Genomic DNA, 22,173 nt, shown 5'->3' on the forward strand with positions numbered 1-22,173 from the left:
CGCCTGAGCGAGCTGCGCCATCCCACGTCGATCGGTTCCTGCATGAGCAGGTACCTGCTGGACGCGGTGTGGTGCCTGTCCGGTCCGCGCCCGCCGCGCTCGCCAGTGCGCTCAGTTCCGCGCATCGCCTCGACCTCGTCGATGTGAACCCGCATCGAACATCGCGCTTCCGCCGGAGCGACCGCAGCGCCGCCAGGTGTGGGAACCGGCCTAGGCAGGTCACTTCCTCGACATCGCCAGCGCTGACCGGCTCGGGCCGCTATTCGAGACCGCCGTCTTCACTGATGTGCGACGGGGGAGCTCCTCGGGCTCCAGTGGGGGGATCTCCATCTCGATCTCGATCTCGATCTCGATCTCGATCTCGATCTCGATCTCGACGGCGGCGAGCTCGTCGTCCGCCGGCACCGGGTCGACGCCAGCGGGCATGCAGCCGAGGGCGAAGCGAAGACGGCCGCTGGGCAGAACCGGCGCGTCGGACTCGGGGCGGTAGCCGTCGCTGCCTTCCAGAGCTGGCGCGAGACTCGGGAGCGCGACCGGCAAGCGTGACAGAACCAATGGCGTGGCAGCGATTGGGTCTTCACCCGCAAGGACGGCACGCCGGTCCTACCGCAGTTCGTGACGAGGCGCTTCGAGCGGCTGGTCCAGCGAGCGGTGCTGCCGGTGATGACCTTCCAGGGACTCCGGCAGCAGCACGCATCGCTCCTGATCGCGCAGGGCATCGACCTGGCAGTGGTGTCCGAGCGGCTGGGCCACCCATCGATCGCGACCACGAACCTGTACACGCTGGTGTGGTCTCGGCGTGTGCGAGCGTTCAAGGGGACAGCTGGAGGGGTTCGGCCTCTCCGAGAGCCGTCTAACGGCCTGAACTGCCAGGCTCTTCTCGTGTCGCACGAGCTTCGCCTCCGCCTCATGTCCGACGACGATTGGGACGAGCGTCGCCCCATCGCGCCCATCCCACTGGTCGTGGTTGCGACCGACGAAAGCACCACGCTCGGCGGGGCCATTGATGCGGTTCTCGGGAAGCACGACCCGGACGCTCGTACGTTCCTGTACTGGAAGGACCGGCAGGCCGGTGGACCGACGTGCCTGATGCGCTTCGCGCCACTGGAAGGTGCCCGCGACGAGCTGGGCCAGTTCCACAACCGCCTCGAGCTTTGGGCGGTACGCATCGATGGCTCGCTCTACCGCGCGAGCGTTCGCTACCCAGGTCAGACCCGCATAGCAGACCTTGGACGGGCTGCCGGCGCGGGATATATCGATCGCGATCCATACGAAATTGTGCTCTCGTATCACCCTGGCGGGTACGGCGGCGGCGAGATCGTGCCGGACTTTGTCGCGTTCCTCGAGTCTGTCGGCATAAACGTGGTCTACAACGCAATTTCCACGGCGCTTCTCGCTGCGGCAAGCGTAGGTGGCCGGCGGCTGCTTCGGTGGCGGCGGCGGCGTCAGAGTGATGCGGCCGCAATCGTCAATATGAAGGCATGGGAGGAGTCAGATATCGCGCAGCCGGAAGTGCTGCGCTCATGGCTCGAGGTGAAGCCGACCTGGTCAGTCGAAGAAGTTGCTACGCGCCTGCAGTGCACGGGACCGGCTTCCGAACGGCTGCTCCTCGCCGTCGGTTACGAACGTATAGCAGGATCGGCCGACTGGGCTCGCTCCACTTCTTCCGCGGCTACACGTCGGCGGAAGCGATGGTTGAGGATGGAGCGCACACCAGGGCACCGTCAGCCGTAAGTGAAAGGAGAGACCTTGGCTCGGCCACGATCCGGGCGGGCCCTACAAGGATGCTCTGGCGGGACAGAGGAGTGGTTGGCATAACGGGTCCACGGAATTGGTGCGGACAGCGGTCCCTGGTCAGGCACCCATCGCTGCGCCGAGGAGCAGGATGCGCGGCGGAGCACTTCCCGTCGCATCCGCGCTAGTTCGTAGGACTACCCCGCGATCAATGTTTTCTCGTCTGGAGCGAGCGCCTCGAGAGTGCCCGACTCGAGGGCGGCGAGCTGGCGCTTAAGGGAGGCTTCAATAGCGCTCAACACCTCGACCCAATGTTCCTCCCAATCTTGTGGGGGAGTAGCGTCCGCACGCCCTCGAAGCCATCCTTGGGCGTTCGTCTTGTAGTTGTCCTTCAGACGGAACGGTTCCAGCTTATTTCCTGCATCTACGGAGTAGTCCTCAAACCAAGACGGATGCTCAGCGTAAAGATCGATGATCCACTGATCAGGGAAGAGTCCTTCAATGGCGAAGCCTGAGCGGATCGAGACGAACTCTCGATTGGGCTGGAACTGAATCGCTTTCTGCGAGAGGTATTGCTGCAATGCCTTTCTTGATTTATGGCCCGCGGCGTCTCCGTCGAACACGGCCACCGCGGCGCGCTCCACGTGGATGAATTCATACACCGCCTTCAAGAAGCCCTCGAGCTGGGATACGCCGCCATAGTCCTGAATGAGCGCGGCCCGCACTAGCGGGTAGTTTGCTCCGCCCGAATCGATGGCGTCCATCACCCAGCGAATCATCGCGACGTCGGACGGTCCCTCCATAAACACGTTCGTGGCGCCGAGGTTGTAATAGTCTGAGAACTCGATCCCCAGCGACTGCCGAATGCGGTGAGTGGCTGCGCGATGATTGGGGAAGGTGTTCACTACAGTCCGACCACCGTCGAGATCAATCCCCTGAACGATTTGCACGTCTGGCGGAACAAACCCGAGTGAATGGGTTGTCAGGAGGACGGTCGACTTGCTCGCAAGGTTGGCTAGGAGCCGTTGGCAGGCTTTAGTGAGTTCTGGATGCAGGTACGACTCGGGCTCTTCGATCAACCAGATGGCGCTGATTCCTTGGGCTCGCTCCTGTTCGGCGATCCAAACGAACGAGGCGAAGAGCGCGGTTGACTGAATGCCCTGACCTTTTTCTGTTAGCGGTGTGAGTTCAGGGTCGGCCACCATCAAGTCAAAGCCGGTCAGCATGCTGGAAGGGCTGTCATTTCCCAGCCCAAACGTTGCCTGTATGGACTGAAGTCCGACTTCTGTGAGCTCCTTATTGAGGCTGTCGGACACGGCCTTGAGTTCCGTCCGAACTGCATCGAGATGTGGCTCGATCGCCCGATAGGCCGCTTCCGTGAGAAATGGCTGGAGCAGGTCGTTGTACAGGTTGCCGATACTTTTGGCGGAGGGAACGTAGTGACACCGAAAGCGGTGCAGGACGATTTCGACCAGTTGCTTCTGCTTACGACTGAAGTTGGGGGCGTTCTCGGCGGGTATCTTCTGATTGCCGAAGACGCGGTATACCGGCGTGTCGTTGACGCCAGTGAAGTAGAGATTGATGGTCATTCGGTCGGCGTCGCGTTCAATTCCAACAATGGCGTGGAGTTCGTCGAGCAGACCTAGTGCTTCAACGTCTGCGTCATCGCCCCGATCAAGCGTGACGGTTGCGGTGAGGCTCGTCCGCTGGCTGCCTGCGCTGAACGTCAAGTCGACTGCCCGGCGGTAGCCCGCAAGGTTGTCGTAGCCCGTGAAAAAGAGCAGAACCGACCGAAGCAGATTTGTCTTCCCGCTGTTGTTAGGTCCAACAAGTGTGGTACCTGAGGTCAGTTTTAGTGTCTGTTCCGCGCCGATCGTGCGGTAGTTCCTTACGCGAAGCTCTGTCAGTTCCACTTGTGCTGGGACTCCTTCGTTGCCGAGCCGATACTGCCGCAGATGCGCCTCGTGCTGAGGAAGCGCGCCTGAGGGTGAGTCGTCACCTGCAGTAGCAAGGTCTCGGTACCACTGTCGGTGGCAGTGTTTGCAGAGCGGACGCGGCTTGCTGGACCCCTCGCCGGGCCCCTCGTTGAACGCGAGGGGTGCGACGAGGGGTTTCGGGCGTCTTGCCCTGTCCTGGCCTGCCACCTCCGCTGACGCGGCTCCTGAACCACCCTCACTCAGCAGAAAAGCGTTGCTGACTGAGGATGGTTCAGGAGTACAGGTGGCAGGCCAGGACAGGGCAAGACGAAGAGCGGGGATTTTGGGGTAAGGAGATCTGGAGGAGGCGGGAAGTGAGGTGGGTGCGAGGAGATGGTGCGGGAAGCAGAAGGCATGGAGGGTAGGCGGATGCGACTGCGAGAGGGGCAACCGGATATGGATGGTGGCAGCGAGGTCGGTGCGTTGAAGGCGTGGTGCGGGAGCAGTTCGGGTAGGGCGGTGTGCGTGTGAGCGGTCCGGAGTGCTAGCTGACTGGAGCCGGGTTCGCGCGACAACCGCCGTCTGCGATGTTCTCCACAGGCCGAGTCCGACGCGCTTGTGACTCCTGATCACAGACGACTCGCGTCGTCGCTTCTCTCCCGCAACAGTCGGATGGATGGGCAGCATCGAGCGGTACTCGAGCGATGGCGGTCGCCGGTATCGGGTGCGCTACCGCGATCCAGAGCGGCGCTCGAAGGCGAAGGCCGGATTCCTGACGCGACGTGAGGCGGAGGCGTTCCTCAACGCTGTCAGCACCTCGGTCGCGCACGGGGCCTACATCGATCCCACCGATGCCAGGGCGGCCGTCGGTGACCTCGGACCCGAGTGGCTGGCCGCGCAGACCCACCTCAAGCCGAGTTCGTACGCCACGCTCGAGACCGCGTGGCGCGTCTACGTCGCGCCTCGATGGGGAGGGACCGAGGTTGGCCGGATCCGGCATAGCGACGTGCAGGCGTGGGTCGCGCAGCTGATCAAGGGAACGGCGCCGAGCATCCACCCGCAGCACCCGCTCGGTGCAACCAGCGTCATCCGCGCCTACGGCGTCCTTGCCTCGATCCTCGACACGGCGGTCCGGGACCGACGGCTGAGCGCCAACCCGGCCCGGGGAGTGCATCTCCCGCGCAAGCACGGCAAGCGACACGCGTACCTGAGTCACCAGCAGGTCGAGATGCTTGCCCGATACGCGAACGACAAGGGGACGCTCGTCCGGTTCCTCGCCTACACCGGTCTGCGCTGGGGCGAAGCCGTCGCCCTGCACGTCCGCGACGTCGACTTCGGTCGGCGTCGGGTCTCGGTCGTCGAGAACGCGGTGCGGGTGGGCGGTCGCATCATCGTCGGCACGCCGAAGTCACATCACGCCCGTCGTGTTCCGATTCCGCCCTTCCTTGCCGCTGAGCTCGCCGAGCGGTGCCGAGGCAAGTCGTCGAGTGCGCTCGTCTTCGGCGATGGCATCCACCACCTGAATCAGCCCACCGTCAAAGGCGGCTGGTGGGTGCAGGCGATCGCTCGGGCGCAGGCGGCGGATCCGGGGTTCCCGACGCCGACGATCCACGACCTCCGGCATACCGCCGCGAGCCTTGCGGTCAGCGCCGGCGCCAATGTGAAGGCGGTGCAGCGGATGCTCGGTCACGCCTCCGCGTCGATGACCCTGGACGTCTACGCGGACCTCTTCGATGAGGACATAGAGGCCGTTTCGGTGGCCCTCGATCGCGCTCGTTCTGCTGAAGTTGTGCAGTTTTCGTGCAGTTCTCGCCCGCAGGCGACGGCCGGAGAGACCCGAGATCCGCGTCGTTCCGAGGAAGTAGGGCCCTGAGGACGGGTGCCCCCGCAGGGACTCGAACCCTGACTGAAGCGATTTTAAGTCGCCTGCCTCTGCCGATTGGGCTACGGGGGCGTGCGCGTGGACTCTACCGATGTGTCGGTTCCCGGGGCGGTCGTCGACGCGGTCGCCACGCCATGATCCTGAAACGATTCCGCTGATCAGCTGTTTGTTGAGCGTGAGGCGCTGTCGGTGCCCCGTGATGTGATCAAGGTATGGGAGCCGCAGCAGACCTGGTCGCTTCGATCGCCGCCGCCCGAGCGGTCACGCCTCGGTTCGCGTCCGGTTCCGATGACGAGGTGCTCGCCGACACCGCCGGTGTCGAGGAGCTCGGCCGGCTCGTGGACGCGATGCGGATCGATGCGGCGGCGCAGCTCGAGCGGCGGTCGCGGAAGCGCCTCGGGGAGGACTCGCTCGCGTTCCGCAGCGGCGCCCGCGACGGCGACGAGCTCGTGCAGCAGGTGTGCCGCATCGACTCGCGGGAGGCGAAGCGCCGCGTCGCGCTCGGGACCGCGCTCGCCCCCTCCGTCGCGCTGAACGGGGATCTGCTGCCCGGGCGCCACCCGGTGCTCGCCGACGCGGTGCGGAGCGGCGCCGTCGGAGTCGAGGCCGCCCGGGTCGTCGTGAACGCCGCGAAGGCCATCGGCAGGCGGGTGGCTGCGGAGGACCTCGATGTGATGGTCGAGGCGCTCACCGACACCGCGACGGTGAGCGACGTCGAGACCCTGCACGACGTCGCCGCGGCCTGGGCGCTCGCGCTCGACCCCGACGGGGCCGACCCGGACCGGCCCGAGCAGCACCTGCAGCGCGCGCTCCGCATCGGACGCACGACCGCGGACGGGATGACCCGGGCGACCGTCGTCCTGACGCCGGAGCACCTCGCGATGCTCAAGGAGCTGCTGCAGTCGCGTCGCCGCGGCCTCCAGCTCGTCCGCACGGAACCGGCATCGGACGACGACCCTGAGACGACCGGAGCGGAGTGGCGGGAGGAGGAGGGCCCGGGCGGCGGCCGGCCTCGGTCGCGCGCCCAGCAGGACTACGACACGCTCCTCGAGGCGCTGGAGGCGGGCGTCAAGGCCGACCAGGCCGACGTCGCGTCCGAGGTGATCCACGAGACCGTCGTCACCATCACGGCGGCCGAGCTCGAGGCCCGTCGCGGGCAGGCGTTCCCCGTCGGCGTCCTCGCCGGCATCCCGATCCCGGTCGTCGAGCGGCGGGTCTGCACCGGCGGCATCCGCCTCCTGGTGACCGACGAGGGAGGGGAGCCCCTCCACCTCGGTCGCAGCCGCCGGCTGTTCAGCCCCGCGCAGCGCAAGGCGCTCGCCGTCGGTGCGGGCGGCCGGTGCCAGCACCCCGGGTGCCGCACGCCCTCGCCCTACCTCGAGGCCCACCACGCGGCGTGGTTCGCCCGCGACGACGGCCCGACCGACGTGCGCAACGGCATCATGCTCTGCTCGTACCACCACCATCTCGTCCACGCCGTGCGCAGCCCGGTGCGGATCGTGCGGCACGAGGGCGACCTCTTCGTCGTTCCGGTGCACTGGACCGGTCCGCCCGCGGAACGGCATCGGCGGCAGCGCGGGGTGCTGCACGACGCGCGGATCACCCGCCTGCGCCGGTGGGCGGTCGTGCGCCCGACGCCGTGGCGCGCGACCGGGACCTGACCCGGCGCTCGACGCGGATCCTCATCGGTGTCGATCCGCAGCGCAGTCCTGCCGACCGCCGAAGCGCCTGCCCCCGCCGCATCCACGGAACCCGTGCTGCCGCCCGGGCACAGGCGGCCCCGCCTAGCCTGCCCAGGTGGCTCCCAGACCGCTCTCCGCGCCGCCGACCGTCCGCCTCGCCGATGTCGATCCAGCCCTGCTGGCCGACGTGGCGGAGGAGGCGCGGACCGCGATCGAGGACCTGCCCGAGGCGCTCCGCGTCGCCCGCGCGCTCGGCGGGCGAGCCCCGCTGCCCGGCGGCGGGAGCACCGCCGGGTACCTGTCGGTGCTCGCCACCGTCGCAGCCGTCGACCTGACGGTCGCGAGGGTGGTGGAGCCGCACCTCGACGCGCTCGCCATCCTGGACCAGGCCGGTCTGCAGCCCGGCCACGGCGCGTACGGCGTGTACGCCGCCGAGCGGCCGGGGCTCGACCCGGTCTCGGTGGAGCAGGACGGCGACCGCGTCCGCCTCACCGGCACGAAGCCCTGGTGCTCGCTCGCCGGCGCGCTGGACCGGGCGCTCCTCACCGCCGGGGAGGGGGAGGCGCGACGCCTCTACGACCTCGACCTGCACGACCCGGGCGCCGCCGCGCTCCGCGGCACCTGGGTGTCGCGAGGGCTCGCGGCGGTCGACAGCGGCGACCTGCGACTCGACGGCGTCAGCGCGTCACCGGTCGGCGGGCCCGGCTGGTACCTGCGCCGCCCGGGCTTCGCCTGGGGCGGCATCGGCGTTGCGGCCTGCTGGTTCGGCGGCGCGGTCGCCCTCGCCGCGGCGCTGAGCCGGGCGAGCGAGCGGCGGCCTCCCGACCAGCTCGCCCTCGCGGCCATCGGGGAGGCGGACCGCCTGCTGTGGTCCGCGAGGAGCGTGCTCGAGGGCGCGGCCGACCGGATCGACCAGGGACGGGCTGTCGGCGCGGACGGTGCGCTGCTCGCCGCGCGGGTCCGCGGCGTCGTGGCCGACGCCGCGGAGCGCGTGCTCGTGCTGGTCGGCCATGCGCTCGGCCCCGCGCCGCTGGCCTTCGACGAGGACCACGCGCGGCGCGTCGCCGACCTGACCGTCTACCTCCGCCAGCACCACGCCGCTCGCGACGACGCCGCCGCAGGGCGCGCGGTGCTCGCGGAAGGGGGAGCCGCGTGAGCTTCGACGCCGCGGAGCCCGGCACCTCCGAGCAGGCCTGGCGGGCGTACCGGAGCGCGCTGCCGCCGCTCGACACCGGCCCGCTGCGGCGGCTCGTCGTCGTCGCGGCGCACCCGGACGACGAGACCCTGATGGCCGGCGGGCTCATCGCGATGACGGCCGCCCGGCGTGTGCCCGTCGCGGTCGTCGTCGCGTCGAACGGGGAGGCGTCGCATCCCGGCTCCACGTCCTGGACGCCGGAACGGCTCGCCCGCGCCCGCGAGGAGGAGGTCGTCGCAGCCGTCCGGCGGCTCGCCCCCGAGGCTCGAACGGTGCTGCTGCGCCTGCCCGACGGCGCGCTCGCCGCCCACGCCGAGCAGCTGGCGGCGGCGCTCGAAGCCGAGGTGCGGCCGGGCGACACGGTCGTCAGCACGTGGGAGGGAGACGGCCATCCCGACCACGCGGCCGTGGCGCGCGCGGCCGCGGACGTCGCGGCGATCCGGCGCTCCGCTCACCTGCAGGCGCCGATCTGGGCGTGGCACTGGGGCGAGCCGTCCGGTGCCGAGCTGCCGACGGCCGTGCGCCTCGACCTCGACGCCGCTGCGCTCGCCGCGAAGCGGGAGGCGATCGACCTCCACGCCACCCAGATCGCCGCGCTCTCGGCCGCGCCCGGCGACGCCGCGCTGCTGCAGCCCGGTGTCCTCGCCCACTTCCGCAGCGGCAGCGAGGTGTACCTCCCGACGCCCGTCTCCGCGCAGCCCGTCGACTTCGACGCGATGTACGCGGTGTCGGACGACCCGTGGGGCTTCACGGACCGCTGGTACGAGCAGCGGAAGCGCGCGCTGCTGCTCGCGACGCTGCCGCGGCCGCGGTTCGGCCGCGTGCTCGAGATCGGCTGCTCCTCCGGCGTCCTGACCGCCGAGCTCGCGGACCGCGCCGACGAGGTGGTGGCGACCGACGTCGCCGACCGCGCGATCGCGCAGGCGCGCGACCGCCTCCGCGAGCGGCCCCACGCGGTGGTCGAGCAGCGGCGGCTGCCTGAGGAGTGGGACGACGGCTGGGACGCGGCGCCCTTCGACCTGGTCGTGCTGTCCGAGGTCGGCTTCTACCTCGCCGGCGACGCGCTCGACCGCCTCGTCGACCGGTGCCGGGCCGCGCTGGCGCCCGGCGGCGTCTTCGTCGCGTGCCACTGGCGCCCGCACGTGCTCGGCCTCGATCGGGGAGGGGACGAGGTGCACCGCGTGATCCGCGAGCGGCTCGGTGCGCGCCGCCTCGTCGAGCACGTGGAGGACGACTTCCTGCTCGACGTGCTCCAGGTCGAGCCGGCCGCGAGCGTGGCCACCGCGACCGGTCTGCGATGACGCGGATCGACCGCGTGGTCGTGGCGATCCCGGCTCGCGACGAGGAGCAGCGCCTGCCGGCGGCGCTCGCCGCCGTGCGGGCGGCGGTGGGACGATGCGCGGTGCCGGTCGTGGTCGTCGTCGCGGCGGATGCCTGCACCGACCGGACGGCCGAGCTCGCCGCCGGCGAGGGAGCGCTCGTGGTGCGCTCCTCCGCCGGCCGGGTCGGCGGGGCGCGCGCCGCCGCGGTCCGCGCGGCCCTCACGACGGACGGCCCCGCCGCGGCGCGCACCTGGATCGCGAGCACGGACGCCGACTCGGTGGTGCCGGCGGACTGGCTCGCCGTCCACCTGGAGCACGCCGAGCGCGGCACGGACCTGCTCCGCGGCGCCGTGCGGCCGGACCCGGCGGGGCTGACGCCCGCCCAGCTGCGGCGCTGGCTCGCGCTGCACCCGCCGACCGAGCGCCACGCGCACGTGCACGGCGCGAACCTGGGGGTGACCGCGGAGGCGTATCTCGCCGCGGGCGGGTTCCCGGACGTCGCCGTGCAGGAGGACGTGCTGCTCGTGCGCGCGGTGCTCGCGCGGGGCGGGCGCGTGGACAGCACCGCGAGCGCGCCGGTCGTCACGTCGGCCCGCCCGCGCTCGCGGACCGAGGGCGGGTTCGCCACCTACCTGCGCACCCGCGTCCTCCCGGCTCCGGCGGCGACCTGACCGCGACCCGGCATCGACCGTGAAGGTCCCAGGAGGGGGAGGGCGGCCCCGCGGGTCGCCCTAGGCTTCCGCCCATGGGAACCGCGGTGTGGATCTCGATCGCCGTCGTCGTGCTGCTGATCGTCCTGCTCGCCCTCTACCTGTGGGTGACGTACAACTCGCTCGTCACCCTGCGCGTGCGGGTGGACGAGGCGTGGAGCGACATCACCGTGCAGCTGCGGCGGCGGGCCGACCTGATCCCGAACCTCATCGAGACGGTGCGGGGCTACGCCACGCACGAGAAGACCGTGTTCGAGTCGGTCACGAGCGCGCGCGCCGAGTCGCTGTCCGCCTCCACCCCGGCGGAGGCGACCGCCGCCGAGAACCACATGCAGCAGGCGCTGAAGTCGGTCTTCGCGGTGGCGGAGGCGTATCCGCAGCTGCAGGCGAGCCCGAACTTCCTGCAGCTGCAGGGCGACCTCGTCGACACCGAGGACAAGATCCAGGCGTCGCGCCGCTTCTACAACGGCGGCGTCCGCGAGTTCAACACGAAGATCCAGGTCTTCCCGAACACCGTCTTCGCCCGCCGGCTCGGCTTCGACGGCCGGGAGTTCTTCGAGGCGGCGGACATCGCCGCGATCGCGCAGCCGCCCCGCATCCAGTTCTGAGCAACGAGAGAGGGCCGCTTCCCCGACGGGGAAGCGGCCCTCTCCGCTGCGACGGGGGTGTCAGCCGTTGTTGGCGGACAGCTCGTGGCTGATCGCGTTCGGGCCGTCGTACTCGCGGTCCGGGATGTTGCCCAGCGCGTCGAGGATCGCCTGGTCGGCGCCCGAGTCCTTGGCGGTCGAGAGGATCGTGTCCTTCGAGACGGGGTAGTCCATCCCCTTCAGGTGCTTCTGGACCTCGATGGGGTTCGGCATGTCGGCCATGGTGGTTCCTTCCTCCTGCACCGCGGTCTCGCGGCGTCTCGTGCGGTCGGCGGTCAGCCGACCGGGTCGTGCTCGAACACGGCGTGCACGGCGTCCACGCTGCGGTCGGGGATCGTGGTGGGCGACTCGAGGTGCACCGCACCGGAGGGGAGCACGCCGGCGCCGCCGAACCGCTCCATCACCCGCCACTGCGCCACGACGTCCTCGCCGCCCACGTTCGGGCCGAGGTCGCGCCAGAAGTCGAAGCCGCCGGTGGCGAGCAGCGCGGAGCGGCGGTAGAGCACGCAGCCCGCCGTCCACGCGACGCGGTACGGCAGCCACCCGGCGTCGGGCAGGTCCGTGCGGGCGGCGATGTGCGTGAGGTTCGCGGCGTTGTGCAGCGTCCAGCGCTCGGTGCCGGGGGAGTCGGGGCGCAGCCGCTCGGGCTCCACCTCCTCCTCCCACGCGGCGAACGGCGCCTCCTCGTGCGGGCGCTCGTCGCCGATGTACGACAGGCCCTGCTGGGCCGCGCCGACCACGCCGCAGCCCAGGTCCTCGATCGCCCGGTGCAGCGTCGCCAACAGGCCGGGCTCGGGCCAGACGTCGTCGTCGAGGAAGAGCACGTACGGCGCCGTCGCCTGCTCGAGCAGGAACGCGCGGTGCTCGGCGATGCCGAGGCGGGGGAGGTGCCGCAGCACCCGCACCTCGCGCTCCTGCGCCTCGAGCACCCGGATCATGGCCTGCACGGCCGGCGCGTCCGCCATCGCGTGGTCGTCCGACTGGTCGCTGATCGTGACGCGGAAGGCCGGATCGTCCTGCGCGGCGAGGCCGGCGAGCACGACCGCGAGCTCCGCGATGCGCCCGGAGGTGGGCAGCAGCACGTCGACCGCGGGCGCGGGGAACGCGGGCGGCTTCGCCCAGTCGCGGGCGGTGCGGCGGCTAGGCATCCGCGACCCCGGCGGCCTTCGCGCGGGCGATGAGCCCGCTCGTGGAGTGGGGGCTGACGTAGTCGAGGATGCGGACCTCGCCGCCGTGCGCCTCCACGACCGGCGTCTCCACCAGCATCTCGGGCAGGTAGTCGCCGCCCTTCGCGTAGACGTGCGGCTCGATCGTCTCGATCAGGGAGACGGGGGTGTCCGTCGAGAAGACGGTGACGTAGTCGACGCAGGACAGCTCGGCGAGCAGCCCGGCGCGGTCGGCGGCCGGGTTGAGCGGGCGGCCCGGCCCCTTGAGGCGCGTGGTCGACTCGTCGTCGTTCACCGCGACGACGAGCACGTCCCCGAGGGCGCGCGCCTGCTTCAGGTAGGCGGTGTGGCCGCGGTGCAGCACGTCGAAGCAGCCGTTCGTGAACACGATCCGCTTGCCCGCGGCCCGCTCGGTGGCGAGCACGGCGACCAGCGCCGGCTCGTCGAGCATGCGGGCGCCCTCGCTGAGGGAGGCGGTCAGGTCCGCGATCGTGCAGACGCCGGTGCCCGGGGTGCGGACGACGACGTCGGCGGCGAGCTGCCCGAAGCGGGCGGCGCCGTGCAGGTCGACGCCCGCGGCGAGGGCGAGCGTCAGGCCCGCGGCGAAGGTGTCGCCCGCCCCGTTCGCGTTGGCGTCGGGCGCCGGCTTCGCGAGCGTCCGGGTCGGGGCGCCCGGGCCGTGCACCACGGTGCCGTCGCGGTCCAGGGTGACGATGACGCCGGTCGCGCCGGTGCGGCGGCGCAGCTCGTCGCCCGCCTCCTGCGCGGCGCGGATGCGGTCGGACCCGAGCGCGCGGCCGAGCAGCAGCTCGGTCTCCGCGGCGTTCGGGGTGATCGCGTCGGGACGCAGCGGCGCCCACGCGAGGATGTCGTGCGCGTCGACGACGAGCGGTGCGGTGCGCTCGACGGTGCCGAGCGCGTCGCGCACCGCGGCGCCGGCCGCGCCCATGCCGTAGTCGCAGACCAGGATCGCGGCGCAGCCGTCGACCGCCCAGGGCAGCCGGGCCGCGACGGCGGCGGCCGCCTCCGCGTCGAGCTCCTGGCCGTCGTCGAAGCGCAGCAGCACCTGGCCGGCGGCGGACACGCGCGTCTTCACGGTGGTGGGCACGTCGCCGAGCCGCACGACCCCGGCGGTGTCGATGCCGGCCGCATCGAGCAGCGCGAGCAGCGTCGTGCCCGCCTCGTCCGCGCCGACCGCACCGATCAGGCGCACCTCGGCGCCGAGCGCCGCGAGGTTCATCGCCGTGTTCGCGGCGCCGCCCGGCACGTCCTCGCGGGCGCTCACCTGCACGACCGGCGCGGGCGCCTCCCGGCTGATCCGCTCCGCGCGACCGGCGATCCACGAGTCGAGCAGCAGGTCGCCCACGACGAGCACGGGCCCGCCGCGGAAGGCGAGCACACGGTCGACGAGCGCGTCGTGCGAGGCGGTCACGCGCGGCCGCCCGGCAGACCGAAGTGCACGACCGTGGTGGTGGTCATCTCGTCGAGCAGCTCGGGCCCGTAGCCGAATCCCGCGCCGCTCGCGCCGCGGGGCTGCGCGCTGCCGCCCGGGGCGCCGCCGAACACCGCGTTCACCTTGACGGTGCCGACGGGCAGCAGGGCCGCCGCGCGGTGCGCGTGCGTCATGTCCGGGGTCAGCACGGTCGCGGCGAGGCCGTAGCGGTCCGCGGCGGCGAGCCGCAGCCCCTCCTCGAAGTCGTCGACGATCACGACGGGTGCGACCGGGCCGAACGTCTCCTCCGTCAGCACCTCGGCGCCCTCGGGCACGCCGCTGAGCACGGTGCAGGGGTAGTGGCTGCCCGGGCCCTCCGGCACGGCGCCGCCGGTCAGCAGCTCGGCGCCCGCGGCGACCGCGCCGTCGACCTGCGCGGCGACGGCGGCGCGCATGCGCTCGTCGACGAGGGGCTGGCCCGACCGCTGCGTCCAGGCGTCCGCCTCCGCGACGAGGGCGGAGAGGAACGGCTGCGCGACGTCGCGGTGCACGTAGATGCGCTCGACCGAGGTGCAGATCTGGCCCGCGTTGGCGAAGGCGCCCAGCGCGGCCTGGCCCGCGGCCCACACGGGGTCGACGCCCGCGTCGACGACGAGGGGGTCGTTGCCGCCGTTCTCGCGGATCACGTGCACGTCGTTCTGCGCGCCGACCAGGGCGAGCTTGCGGCCCGTCGCGGTCGAGCCGACGTGGGCGATGACGGCGAGGTCGGGGGAGGCGGCGAGCGCGGCCCCCGTGACGCCGTCGCCCGTGACGTGCACGAGCACGCCCTCGGGCAGCGCGCCGGCGAGGATCTCGTCGAGCAGCGCACCGGTGTGCGGGCAGCGCTCGCTCGGCTTGTGCACGACGGTGTCGCCGGAGACGATCGCGGCGCCGAGCAGGCCCGCGGCCACGGCCACCGGGTCGTTCCACGGGGTGAGTGCGAGGACCACGCCGCGCGGCTGCGGGGTCGCGACGTCGACCGCGTCCCAGGCGCCGTTGAGCCGACGGCCGCGGTGCACGGGCCCGAGCTCCGCGTACTGCAGCAGCGTGTTCACGGCCGCCTCGACCCCGCCCGCGGCGTCGCCGGCGGACTTGCCGGTCTCGCGGGTGTTCATCGCGGCGACCTCGTCGGCGCGGGCGGCGAGCGCCTGCGCGGCGGCGCGGAGGCGCAGCCCCCGCTCGGCGGGCGGCGTCGCGGCCCAGGCCGGGAAGGCCGCGAGCGCGCGGGCCACGGCCTCGGCCGCCTCCGCGTCGGTCGCGACCGCCACCGTGCCGACGGCTTCGCCGCTCGACGGGTCGGTGATCTCGAGGGTGCGGGCGTCGACGGCGGAGAGCATGCGGAGTGGGAATCCCTTCGAGGCGATGTCGCCGTGGGTACCCGACGCCCGATCAAAGTACCCGGCGCGCCCCCGGGGGCTCCTGAGTGTCAGCCGAGAGCCAGGCGAACGCCGTCGGGCAGGATCGCCGGGTGCCCGCGCCCGCCGTCGCCCCGCTCGCGCCCCGCTTCGACGGCGTGGAGCGCATCGCGGTGCTGCGCGGCGGAGCCCTCGGCGACCTCGTGTTCGCGCTGCCGGCCCTCGCCGCGCTGCGGGCGGCCTACCCGGGCGCGGAGACGGTGCTGCTCGGCACCCGCACCGCATCGACGCTGCTCGCGGGCCGCGGCCTCGTGGACGAGGTCGTGCAGCTGCCCGGCTGGCCCGGCGTCCACGGCGACGCGCGCGACGAGGCGGGGGTCGCGGCCTTCACCGCGGCGATGCGCGACCGCCGGCTCGACCTCGCCGTGCAGGCGCACGGCGGCGGTCGCAACGCGAACCCGTTCGTGCTCGGGCTCGGCGCCCGGCACACGGTCGGCACCGCGACCCCGGACGCGGCGCGGCTCGAGCGATGGATCCACTACGACTTCTTCCAGCACGAGGTGCTCCGCTGGCTCGAGGTCGCCGGGCTGGCGGGCGCCGCGCCCGCGACGCTCGAGCCGGAGCTGCCCGTGCTCGACGCGGAGCGGGAGGCCGCGGACCGGCTGCTCGGCACCGGACCGACCCTCGTGATCCACCCGGGCGCCACCGATCCCCGCCGGCACTGGCCGGTCGAGCGGTTCGGCGAGGTCGCGGCCGCCGCGGTGCGGGAGGGGATCCGCGTCGCGGTGATCGGCGACGCGAGCGAGGCGGGCATCGTCGACCGCGTGGTCGCGTCCGCGCAGGAGCGGCTCACCCTGGCCGAGCGCGGGGCGGTCGTGTCGCTCGCCGGAGGGCTGGACCTGTCCGGACTCGTCGGCGTGCTCGCGCAGGCCGCCGTCGTGCTGGCCAACGACAGCGGCCCGCGTCACCTCGCGCAGGCCGTGGGCGCGAAGACCGTCGGGATCTTCATCTTCGGCAACACGATCAACGCGATGCCGTTCGGTCGCGGGCGGCACCGCATCCGGCTCGGCCGCATCACGCGGTGCCCGGTGTGCGGCGTCGACGCCACCCAGATCGGCTGGAACGCGGAACGCTGCCAGCACGACCCGTCCTACGTCGCCGACGTGCCGGTCGCCGACGTCCTCGAGGACGTGCGGGCGCTGCTCGCCGGCTGATCGGCGGGGCCTCCGCGCCCTGTGCCTCCTCCGCGCGCCGGGTGCGAGCGGGCTGGGAGACGGCGCGGATCGCGGGCGCTCGGCCCGATCGTGCGGGACGCTGAGGCGTGCCGTCCTTCGTGCTGCCGATCGTCCTGCTGCTCATGATCCTGCTGATCGGCATCGCGATCGGCTACTTCGCCGTCCGGCAGCGCAACCGCCAGCAGCGCACGGGCGAGGAGTCGCGGGTCCGCCGCGAGCGGCGGGGCGACCAGCGGCCCTGACCCGCTAGCGCCGGGTCGCGAGGAGCTCGTGCGCCGCCGCCACGAGCGCCGCGTTGTCCGGCGCCCGTGAGCCGTCGGGCAGCACGAGCACGTCCTCCAGGCCGATGCGGACGTCGCAGCCGCGCCGCGCGGCGTCCTCGAGCGCGATCCAGGCGGTGTCGTCCTCGCCGTGCTGCAGGCGCGGTGCGAGCACGCCCGCGCGGTCGAGCACGGCGTGGATCTCCGCTGCCGCCGCCTCGACGTCGCCGACGGCCACGTCCTGCAGCTCGACGAGCACCCGCTCGACGCGGTCCGCGATGCCGCTGCGCAGCAGCAGCTCCGCATCATCGACCGTCCAGACGCCGGCCTCCACGCGGATCCCGAGGCCCATCAGCGCCCGCATGGTGTCGATCGCCGACGGCTCCGACAGGTTCACGCTCGCCGCGTCGGGGCCCGTCCAGCGCGACAGCAGCGCGACCCGGCGCCGCTGCTCGCCCTCGATCCAGGCGCCCGTGGTCACGCTGACCGGCCAGCGGCTGACGTCGTGGACGGCGTTCGCGGCCGCGTCTACCCATTCGGCGTCGAGCCGTTCGACTCCGGAGGGATCGCGCGGGTGGACGTGGAAGCCGTGGGCGCCGGCCGCACCGCAGGCGATCGCGTCGGCCTGCAGCTCCGACGGGGTCAGCGGCACCGCCTCGTGCTCGTCCCGGTTCCGACGTCCGTTCAGCGCAGCCTGCAGAAGCACCGTCGCAGGGTACGTACGGGGACTCCGATCCGGGTGGGCGCGACCCGGGGAAGCCACCATGGAATTCCCTGAGCGTCCCGTGCGCTGCACGTCCCGGAAGAAGGAGATGCCCACGTGGACCTCGTGCACTGGCTGTTCGACGCGCAGATCGTCATCGGCGCGCAGCACCTGCTGTGGCGGGAGGTGCTCGGCAACGTGTTCGGGCTGCTGAGCGCCCTGGGCGGCATGCGGCGCAAGGTGTGGGCGTGGCCGGTCGGCATCGCGGGCAACGCGCTGCTCTTCACCGTGTTCCTCGGCGCCGTCTTCGGCACGCCGAACCCGGTGAACCTGCTCGGTCAGGCCGGGCGGCAGGTGATGTTCATCCTCGTCAGCGTCTACGGCTGGTACCGCTGGACCCGCAGGGACGGCGCGGCGGCGACCACCATCACGCCGCACTGGGCGAGCGGGCGGGAGCGGCTGCTGCTCGTCGTCGCGCTGGTCGGCGGCACCGCGGCCCTGACGCCGCTGTTCACCGCGCTCGGCTCCTACGCCCCGCAGTGGAGCGACGCGTGGATCTTCATGGGCTCGCTGCTCGCCACCTACGGGATGGCGAAGGGCTGGGTCGAGTTCTGGCTCATCTGGGTCGCCGTCGACGTCGTCGGCGTGCCCCTGCTCTTCTCGGCCGGGTACTACGCCTCCGGCCTCATGTACGTCGTCTACGGCGCCTTCACGCTCTGGGGCTTCTTCGTCTGGCGCGGCCAGCGCGTGCGCCCCTCCTCGGCGGTCGTCGTCGAGGGCTGACGCGGAGGGCCCGGTGCGACCGCACCGGGCCCGCCGTCATCGGACGAGGCGGCTCACGGCCAGCTCGGCTCCTCCTCGTGCATGACCGAGATCTCGCGCACCTCGGAGCCGCGGGGGCTCGAGAGCGCGAAGACGACCGCGGCGGCGACGTTGGCCGGGTCGTTCAGGTTGGCGTCCTCGCCCGGCGCGTACTGCGCGGTGCGGCCGTCGAAGAAGCGCGTCTTCATGCCGGCGGGGATCAGCGTCGTGACGCCGATCTGGCCGCGCGTCTCGGCGGCCAGCGCCCGGGCGAAGCCGATGACGCCGAACTTGGAGGCGGAGTAGGCGGTCGCGTCGGAGACGGCGCGCACGCCGAGGGACGACGAGACGGTGACGACGCGGCCGTGCGTCTCGTAGAGCGCCGGCAGAGCGGCGCGCACGACGGCGGCGGTGCCGAGCAGGTTCACCGCGATGACCCGCTCCCAGACGTCGCCGGGGATCTCGTCGAGGCGGCCGGGCTTGTCGATGCCGGCGGCGGTGACGACGGCGTCGAGGCCGCCCTGCTCCTCGACGATGCGGGCCACGAGGGCCTCCACGCCGCGGGTGTCGGTGACGTCGCCCTGGTAGGCGGTGTGGGCGCTGCCCTCGACCGCGAGGTCGAGCACGATCGGCGTGCCGCCCGCGGCGGCCACGGCGTCGGCGACGGCCAGCCCGAGTCCGGACGCGCCTCCCGTGATCAGGGTGCGGCCGAGCGGGGTCGGCGAGGTGGTGGCGGTGGGCATGGTGATCCTTTTCGTCGGTCGGGACCCGATGTGCGGACGCTGCCGGCCACCGGGATCCCGAGCGGTGGACGGCGGAGGATCAGGAGACGCGCTGGATCGCGGCGGCGAGCTTCGTCGTCGAGCGGCCGGGGAAGAACGGCACGGTGACCGCGCGCCCGCCCCACTCGGTGATGACGGAGGCCTCGGGCAGGCTCCCGGCGTTGTAGTCGCCGCCCTTCACCCAGATGTCCGGCCGGATGCGGCGGATCGCGTCGACCGGGGTGTCCTCGCCGAACACGACGACGCCGTCGACGACCTGCAGCGCGCTGAGCAGGTCGACGCGGTCCTCCGCGGTCATCAGGGGCCGCTCGGGCCCCTTCAGGCGGCGCACGGAGTCGTCGGAGTTCAGCAGCACGATCAGGCAGTCGCCGAGCGCGCGGGCCGCGGCGAGCGTCTTCGCGTGACCGGCGTGGATCAGGTCGAAGCAGCCGGCGGTGGCGACGACCGTGCCGCCGGCCGCGCGCACCCGCTCGACGACCGCGAGGGCATCGTGGTCGGGGCCGGGCAGGGCGGCGACGGGCGCGGAGACGAGCGTCGCGACGCCGCCGTCGGCGAGGAAGCCGGCCGTGGTGGCGACCGCCGTCTGCACGGCCTCGCTGTGCGTGGAGCCCGAGCCGAGCGCGACCGCGAGCGCGGACGCGAACCGGTCGCCGGCGCCGTTCACGTCGGGGTCGGTGACGACGGAGGCGGCGGCGACGAGCGGCAGACCGCGGGCGGAGGTTCGCAGCAGCGCGCCGTGCGAGCCCATCGTGATCACGACCGCGGCGGAGCCCCAGGCCTCGAGCAGGCGCAGCGCGGCCTCGTCGGCGAACGGCACGCCGGAGCCCTCGACGCCGGAGAACCCGCGGGCCTCGCCGAGGTTCGGGGTCACGACGGCGCCGGGCACGGGCCGGGCGCCGCGGGGGTGCGGATCCCAGACGACGGGCACGTCGGCGGCGGCGGCCTCGATCGCCGCGCGCAGGGCGGCGTCCTCGAGCAGGCCGCGGCCGTAGTCGGCGACGACGATCAGGTCGGCGCCGCGGACGGCGTCGAGCATCGCCGCCGTCACCTCGGGCGCCTCCGCGGGCGCGGACCCCTCGTCGATGCGCACGATCGGCTGCTCGCGGCTGCGGATGCGCGTCTTCACGACCGTGGGGGAGGGGGACCGGCCGGCGACGAGCGTCACGCCGTCGAGCAGGCCCGGCAGGTCGCCCGCCCGGGCGTCGTCCGACAGCGCCGTGACGAGCGTCACGTCGTGGCCGTCGCGGTGCAGCAGCGTCGCGACGAGGCCGGCGCCGCCGGCGCGCTTCGTCTCGGAGACGACGTCGAGCACGGGCACGGGGGCGTACGGGGTGAGTCGCTCGACCTCGCCCTCCACGTCGACGTCGAGCAGCAGGTCGCCGACGACGACCGCGCGAAGGCGCGCGCCGCTCATCGGGTGGCCCCGAGCCGCTCGAGCACGATCGCGTCGAACACGCGGCACAGCGCGTGGACGGCGACGAGCTGCGCCTCCTGCACGTTCGCGCCGGTGCCGGGCAGCGTGATCGCGTCGTCCGCCGCCTCGGTCAGCGGGTTCGGGCCGGGGCCCGTCATCGCCCACACCGTGGCGCCGGCCGCGCGGCCCGCCTCCGCGGCGCGGACCACGTTGCCGCTCGTGCCGCTGATGGACAGCAGCACGAGCACGTCGCCGGGCCGCGCGTGCGCGGTGACCTGGCGGGCGAAGACCTCGTCGAAGCCGTAGTCGTTGCCGATGGCGGTGAGCGCGGAGGTGTCCCCGTGCAGGCAGATCGCGCTGAACGCGCGGCGGTCCCCGTCGAAGCGGCCCACGAACTCGGCCGTCAGGTGCTGCGCCTCCGCGGCCGAGCCGCCGTTGCCGGCGGCGAGCAGGCGCCCGCCGTCGAGCAGCCGGTCGGCGAGGGTCCCGCCCCAGGCCGCGAGGCGGCCCGACTCGGCGCGCAGCGCCTCGATCGACGCCTCCAGGGCCGCGATGTGGCGATCGGCGACGCGCTCGGCGTCGACCTTCTCGTCGATGGCGGTCATCGTTCTCCCGTTCTCAGGGCGGCGGTGCTCCGCGCCGCCAGGCGTCCGTAGACGCGTGCGGTCTCGGTGGCGATTCTGCGCCACGTGTAGCGGGTGGTCGCGCGGCGTCGGCCGGCGTCCCCGTAGCGCTGCCGGCGTTCCGGGTCCTGCAGCAGGTCGGCGAGCACCTCGGCGAGGGTCTCGGGGTCGCGCGGCGGCACGTGCATGCCGGTGCCGTCGTCCACGACGGTGTCGATGAGCCCGCCGACGCGCGTCGCGACGACGGGACGGCCGCAGGCCATCGCCTCGAGCGGCACGATGCCGAAGGGCTCGTACCAGGGCGCGCAGATCACGACGTCGGCGCTGCGGTACCAGGCGGGCAGGTCGTCGTGGCCGATCGCGCCGGCGAGCACGACCCGGTCCTGCAGGCCCTCGGCCTCGATGACACGGCGCAGGCGCTCGGTCTCGGGCTCGGCCTCGAGGTGGCCCGCGTCGCCGGCGCCGCCGACGATCACGAGCTCCGCGTCGACGCCGGCGCGCACGAGCAGGCCCAGCGCCTCGATCGCGTTGCCGACGCCCTTGCGCGGCACGAGGCGGCTGACGGTCAGCAGGCGGTAGCGCTCGCCCCGCGGCACGGCGGGGCCGTTCGGCGTGAAGTGCGCGGTGTCGACGCCGCAGGGCACGACGGAGATGCGGGAGGAGGGCACGCCGAGCGCCTTCAGCTCGAACGCCTCGTCCGAGCAGGTCGCGACGACGACGTCCGCCCGGCGGGCGACGCCCGGCTCGAGGAAGGAGCGCTCGGCGGGGGAGGTGTCGCGGGCGCCCTGCTGGCGCCGCTTGACGACGCCGAGGGCGTGGAAGGTCTGGAGCACGGGCAGGTGGCCGCCGAGCTCGAGGTCGACCCGCTCGGCCGCATCGAGCGCGGCGAGGCCGGACATCCAGAAGTGGCCGTGCACCACGTCGGGGCGCTCCGCGGTCCAGGTGGCGGCGAGCGTGTCGGCGAACTCGCCCATCAGCGGCAGCAGCTCGTCCTTCGGCACGTGCGCCGCGGGACCCGCGGTCACCGGCACGACGACGACGCCCGGGGCGAACGGCACCTGCTCGGGCAGGTCGGGGTCGTCGCGTCGCGTGTAGACGACGACGTCGTGCCCCTGCGCTCCGAGCGCGGTCGCCAGCGCCGCGACGTGGACGTTCTGCCCCCCCGCGTCGACACCCCCGAGGGTGGCCAGCGGACTGGCGTGTTCGGATACCAGTGCGATTCTCATCAGGGACCTTCTCCCAGATTCCGTTGGTCGGCTGCAATCCCCATTTCGG

Annotated in this window: 21 protein-coding genes, 1 tRNA gene and 1 pseudogene; 11 read left to right on the top strand and 12 right to left on the bottom strand. The window is 72.7% G+C overall.

Going from position 1 to position 22,173, the window contains the following annotated elements; genetic code table 11:
* Positions 1-219: 219 nt before the first annotated feature.
* On the bottom strand, positions 220-540 hold the full coding sequence (locus ABEA53_RS01550; RefSeq protein ID WP_345479157.1) for a hypothetical protein: 321 nt from the start codon (positions 538-540) through the stop codon (positions 220-222).
* Positions 541-573: 33 nt separating this feature from the next.
* Here ABEA53_RS01550 and ABEA53_RS16905 point away from each other — a divergent pair.
* Both ABEA53_RS16905 and ABEA53_RS01555 read left to right on the top strand, forming a co-directional pair.
* Positions 574-771: pseudogene (locus ABEA53_RS16905) on the top strand (tyrosine-type recombinase/integrase); the annotation flags it as partial.
* 138 nt (positions 772-909) lie between these two features.
* Positions 910-1,734 (top strand): hypothetical protein, encoded by an 825-nt coding sequence (locus ABEA53_RS01555; RefSeq protein WP_345479158.1) that lies wholly within the window; start codon positions 910-912, stop codon positions 1,732-1,734.
* A gap of 197 nt (positions 1,735-1,931) precedes the next feature.
* Here ABEA53_RS01555 and ABEA53_RS01560 read toward each other — a convergent pair whose 3' ends face one another.
* A complete protein-coding gene (locus tag ABEA53_RS01560) occupies positions 1,932-3,647 on the bottom strand; it encodes an ATP-dependent nuclease (protein WP_345479159.1) in 1,716 nt (571 codons plus the stop codon).
* Between the two features lie 679 nt (positions 3,648-4,326).
* On the opposite strand from ABEA53_RS01560, the gene ABEA53_RS01565 reads away from it, so the two are divergent.
* On the top strand, positions 4,327-5,523 hold the full coding sequence (locus ABEA53_RS01565; RefSeq protein ID WP_345479160.1) for a tyrosine-type recombinase/integrase: 1,197 nt from the start codon (positions 4,327-4,329) through the stop codon (positions 5,521-5,523).
* Positions 5,524-5,530: 7 nt separating this feature from the next.
* On the opposite strand, the gene ABEA53_RS01570 is transcribed toward ABEA53_RS01565, so the two are convergent.
* Positions 5,531-5,604, bottom strand: a tRNA-Leu gene (locus ABEA53_RS01570).
* A gap of 140 nt (positions 5,605-5,744) precedes the next feature.
* On the opposite strand from ABEA53_RS01570, the gene ABEA53_RS01575 reads away from it, so the two are divergent.
* The 5 genes from ABEA53_RS01575 (at position 5,745) to ABEA53_RS01595 (ending at position 11,049) form a co-directional block, all read left to right on the top strand.
* Complete coding sequence (locus tag ABEA53_RS01575; RefSeq protein ID WP_345479161.1) at positions 5,745-7,193, top strand: DUF222 domain-containing protein; 1,449 nt, start codon at positions 5,745-5,747, stop codon at positions 7,191-7,193.
* 136 nt (positions 7,194-7,329) lie between these two features.
* Positions 7,330-8,370, top strand: coding sequence for an acyl-CoA dehydrogenase (locus ABEA53_RS01580; protein ID WP_345479163.1), 1,041 nt, complete (start codon positions 7,330-7,332; stop codon positions 8,368-8,370).
* The gene (locus ABEA53_RS01585) at positions 8,367-9,710 is read left to right on the top strand and encodes a PIG-L family deacetylase (RefSeq protein ID WP_345479164.1); all 1,344 of its coding nucleotides are present in this window, start codon (positions 8,367-8,369) and stop codon (positions 9,708-9,710) included. The genes ABEA53_RS01580 and ABEA53_RS01585 overlap by 4 nt, the downstream gene beginning before the upstream one ends.
* On the top strand, positions 9,707-10,402 hold the full coding sequence (locus ABEA53_RS01590; protein ID WP_345479165.1) for a glycosyltransferase family 2 protein: 696 nt from the start codon (positions 9,707-9,709) through the stop codon (positions 10,400-10,402). The genes ABEA53_RS01585 and ABEA53_RS01590 overlap by 4 nt, the downstream gene beginning before the upstream one ends.
* A gap of 74 nt (positions 10,403-10,476) precedes the next feature.
* A complete protein-coding gene (locus tag ABEA53_RS01595) occupies positions 10,477-11,049 on the top strand; it encodes a LemA family protein (protein WP_345479167.1) in 573 nt (190 codons plus the stop codon).
* 60 nt (positions 11,050-11,109) lie between these two features.
* Here the strand turns inward: ABEA53_RS01595 and ABEA53_RS01600 are convergent, their stop codons facing one another.
* Genes ABEA53_RS01600 through ABEA53_RS01615 form a run of 4 tightly spaced genes read right to left on the bottom strand, consistent with a single transcriptional unit; the run spans position 11,110 to position 15,062 of the window.
* The gene (locus tag ABEA53_RS01600) at positions 11,110-11,310 is read right to left on the bottom strand and encodes a DUF2795 domain-containing protein (RefSeq protein ID WP_345479168.1); all 201 of its coding nucleotides are present in this window, start codon (positions 11,308-11,310) and stop codon (positions 11,110-11,112) included.
* A 53-nt stretch (positions 11,311-11,363) separates the two neighbouring features.
* Complete coding sequence (locus ABEA53_RS01605; protein ID WP_345479169.1) at positions 11,364-12,236, bottom strand: glycosyltransferase family 2 protein; 873 nt, start codon at positions 12,234-12,236, stop codon at positions 11,364-11,366.
* Positions 12,229-13,686 (bottom strand): D-glycero-beta-D-manno-heptose 1-phosphate adenylyltransferase, encoded by a 1,458-nt coding sequence (gene rfaE2 / locus ABEA53_RS01610; RefSeq protein ID WP_345479170.1) that lies wholly within the window; start codon positions 13,684-13,686, stop codon positions 12,229-12,231. The genes ABEA53_RS01605 and rfaE2 overlap by 8 nt, the downstream gene beginning before the upstream one ends.
* Positions 13,683-15,062 (bottom strand): aldehyde dehydrogenase family protein, encoded by a 1,380-nt coding sequence (locus ABEA53_RS01615; protein WP_345479171.1) that lies wholly within the window; start codon positions 15,060-15,062, stop codon positions 13,683-13,685. Before ABEA53_RS01615 ends, rfaE2 begins: the two co-directional genes overlap by 4 nt.
* A 131-nt stretch (positions 15,063-15,193) precedes the next feature.
* Between ABEA53_RS01615 and ABEA53_RS01620 the strand changes: the two genes are divergently transcribed.
* Positions 15,194-16,294, top strand: coding sequence for a glycosyltransferase family 9 protein (locus tag ABEA53_RS01620; protein WP_345479173.1), 1,101 nt, complete (start codon positions 15,194-15,196; stop codon positions 16,292-16,294).
* Positions 16,295-16,401: 107 nt separating this feature from the next.
* Entirely contained in the window at positions 16,402-16,557 is a 156-nt protein-coding gene (locus tag ABEA53_RS01625; protein WP_345479174.1) for a hypothetical protein, read from the top strand.
* 4 nt (positions 16,558-16,561) lie between these two features.
* On the opposite strand, the gene ABEA53_RS01630 is transcribed toward ABEA53_RS01625, so the two are convergent.
* Positions 16,562-17,281 (bottom strand): 3-keto-5-aminohexanoate cleavage protein, encoded by a 720-nt coding sequence (locus tag ABEA53_RS01630; protein WP_345479175.1) that lies wholly within the window; start codon positions 17,279-17,281, stop codon positions 16,562-16,564.
* Positions 17,282-17,395: 114 nt separating this feature from the next.
* Here ABEA53_RS01630 and pnuC point away from each other — a divergent pair, with 114 nt between their 5' ends.
* A complete protein-coding gene (gene pnuC, locus ABEA53_RS01635; RefSeq protein ID WP_345479176.1) occupies positions 17,396-18,061 on the top strand; it encodes a nicotinamide riboside transporter PnuC in 666 nt (221 codons plus the stop codon).
* 53 nt (positions 18,062-18,114) lie between these two features.
* Here pnuC and ABEA53_RS01640 read toward each other — a convergent pair whose 3' ends face one another.
* The 4 genes from ABEA53_RS01640 to ABEA53_RS01655 form a co-directional block, all read right to left on the bottom strand.
* Positions 18,115-18,822, bottom strand: coding sequence for an SDR family NAD(P)-dependent oxidoreductase (locus ABEA53_RS01640; RefSeq protein WP_345479177.1), 708 nt, complete (start codon positions 18,820-18,822; stop codon positions 18,115-18,117).
* Between the two features lie 79 nt (positions 18,823-18,901).
* Positions 18,902-20,275 carry a PfkB family carbohydrate kinase gene (locus ABEA53_RS01645; protein WP_345479178.1) on the bottom strand — a complete coding sequence of 458 codons (1,374 nt, stop codon included), beginning with the start codon at positions 20,273-20,275 and terminating at the stop codon, positions 18,902-18,904.
* A complete protein-coding gene (locus tag ABEA53_RS01650; RefSeq protein WP_345479179.1) occupies positions 20,272-20,880 on the bottom strand; it encodes a D-sedoheptulose-7-phosphate isomerase in 609 nt (202 codons plus the stop codon). The genes ABEA53_RS01645 and ABEA53_RS01650 overlap by 4 nt, the downstream gene beginning before the upstream one ends.
* Entirely contained in the window at positions 20,877-22,124 is a 1,248-nt protein-coding gene (locus ABEA53_RS01655; RefSeq protein WP_345479180.1) for a glycosyltransferase, read from the bottom strand. The genes ABEA53_RS01650 and ABEA53_RS01655 overlap by 4 nt, the downstream gene beginning before the upstream one ends.
* Positions 22,125-22,173: the final 49 nt, after the last annotated feature.

This window comes from Amnibacterium soli, assembly GCF_039544415.1.
Lineage (GTDB): Bacteria > Actinomycetota > Actinomycetes > Actinomycetales > Microbacteriaceae > Amnibacterium > Amnibacterium soli.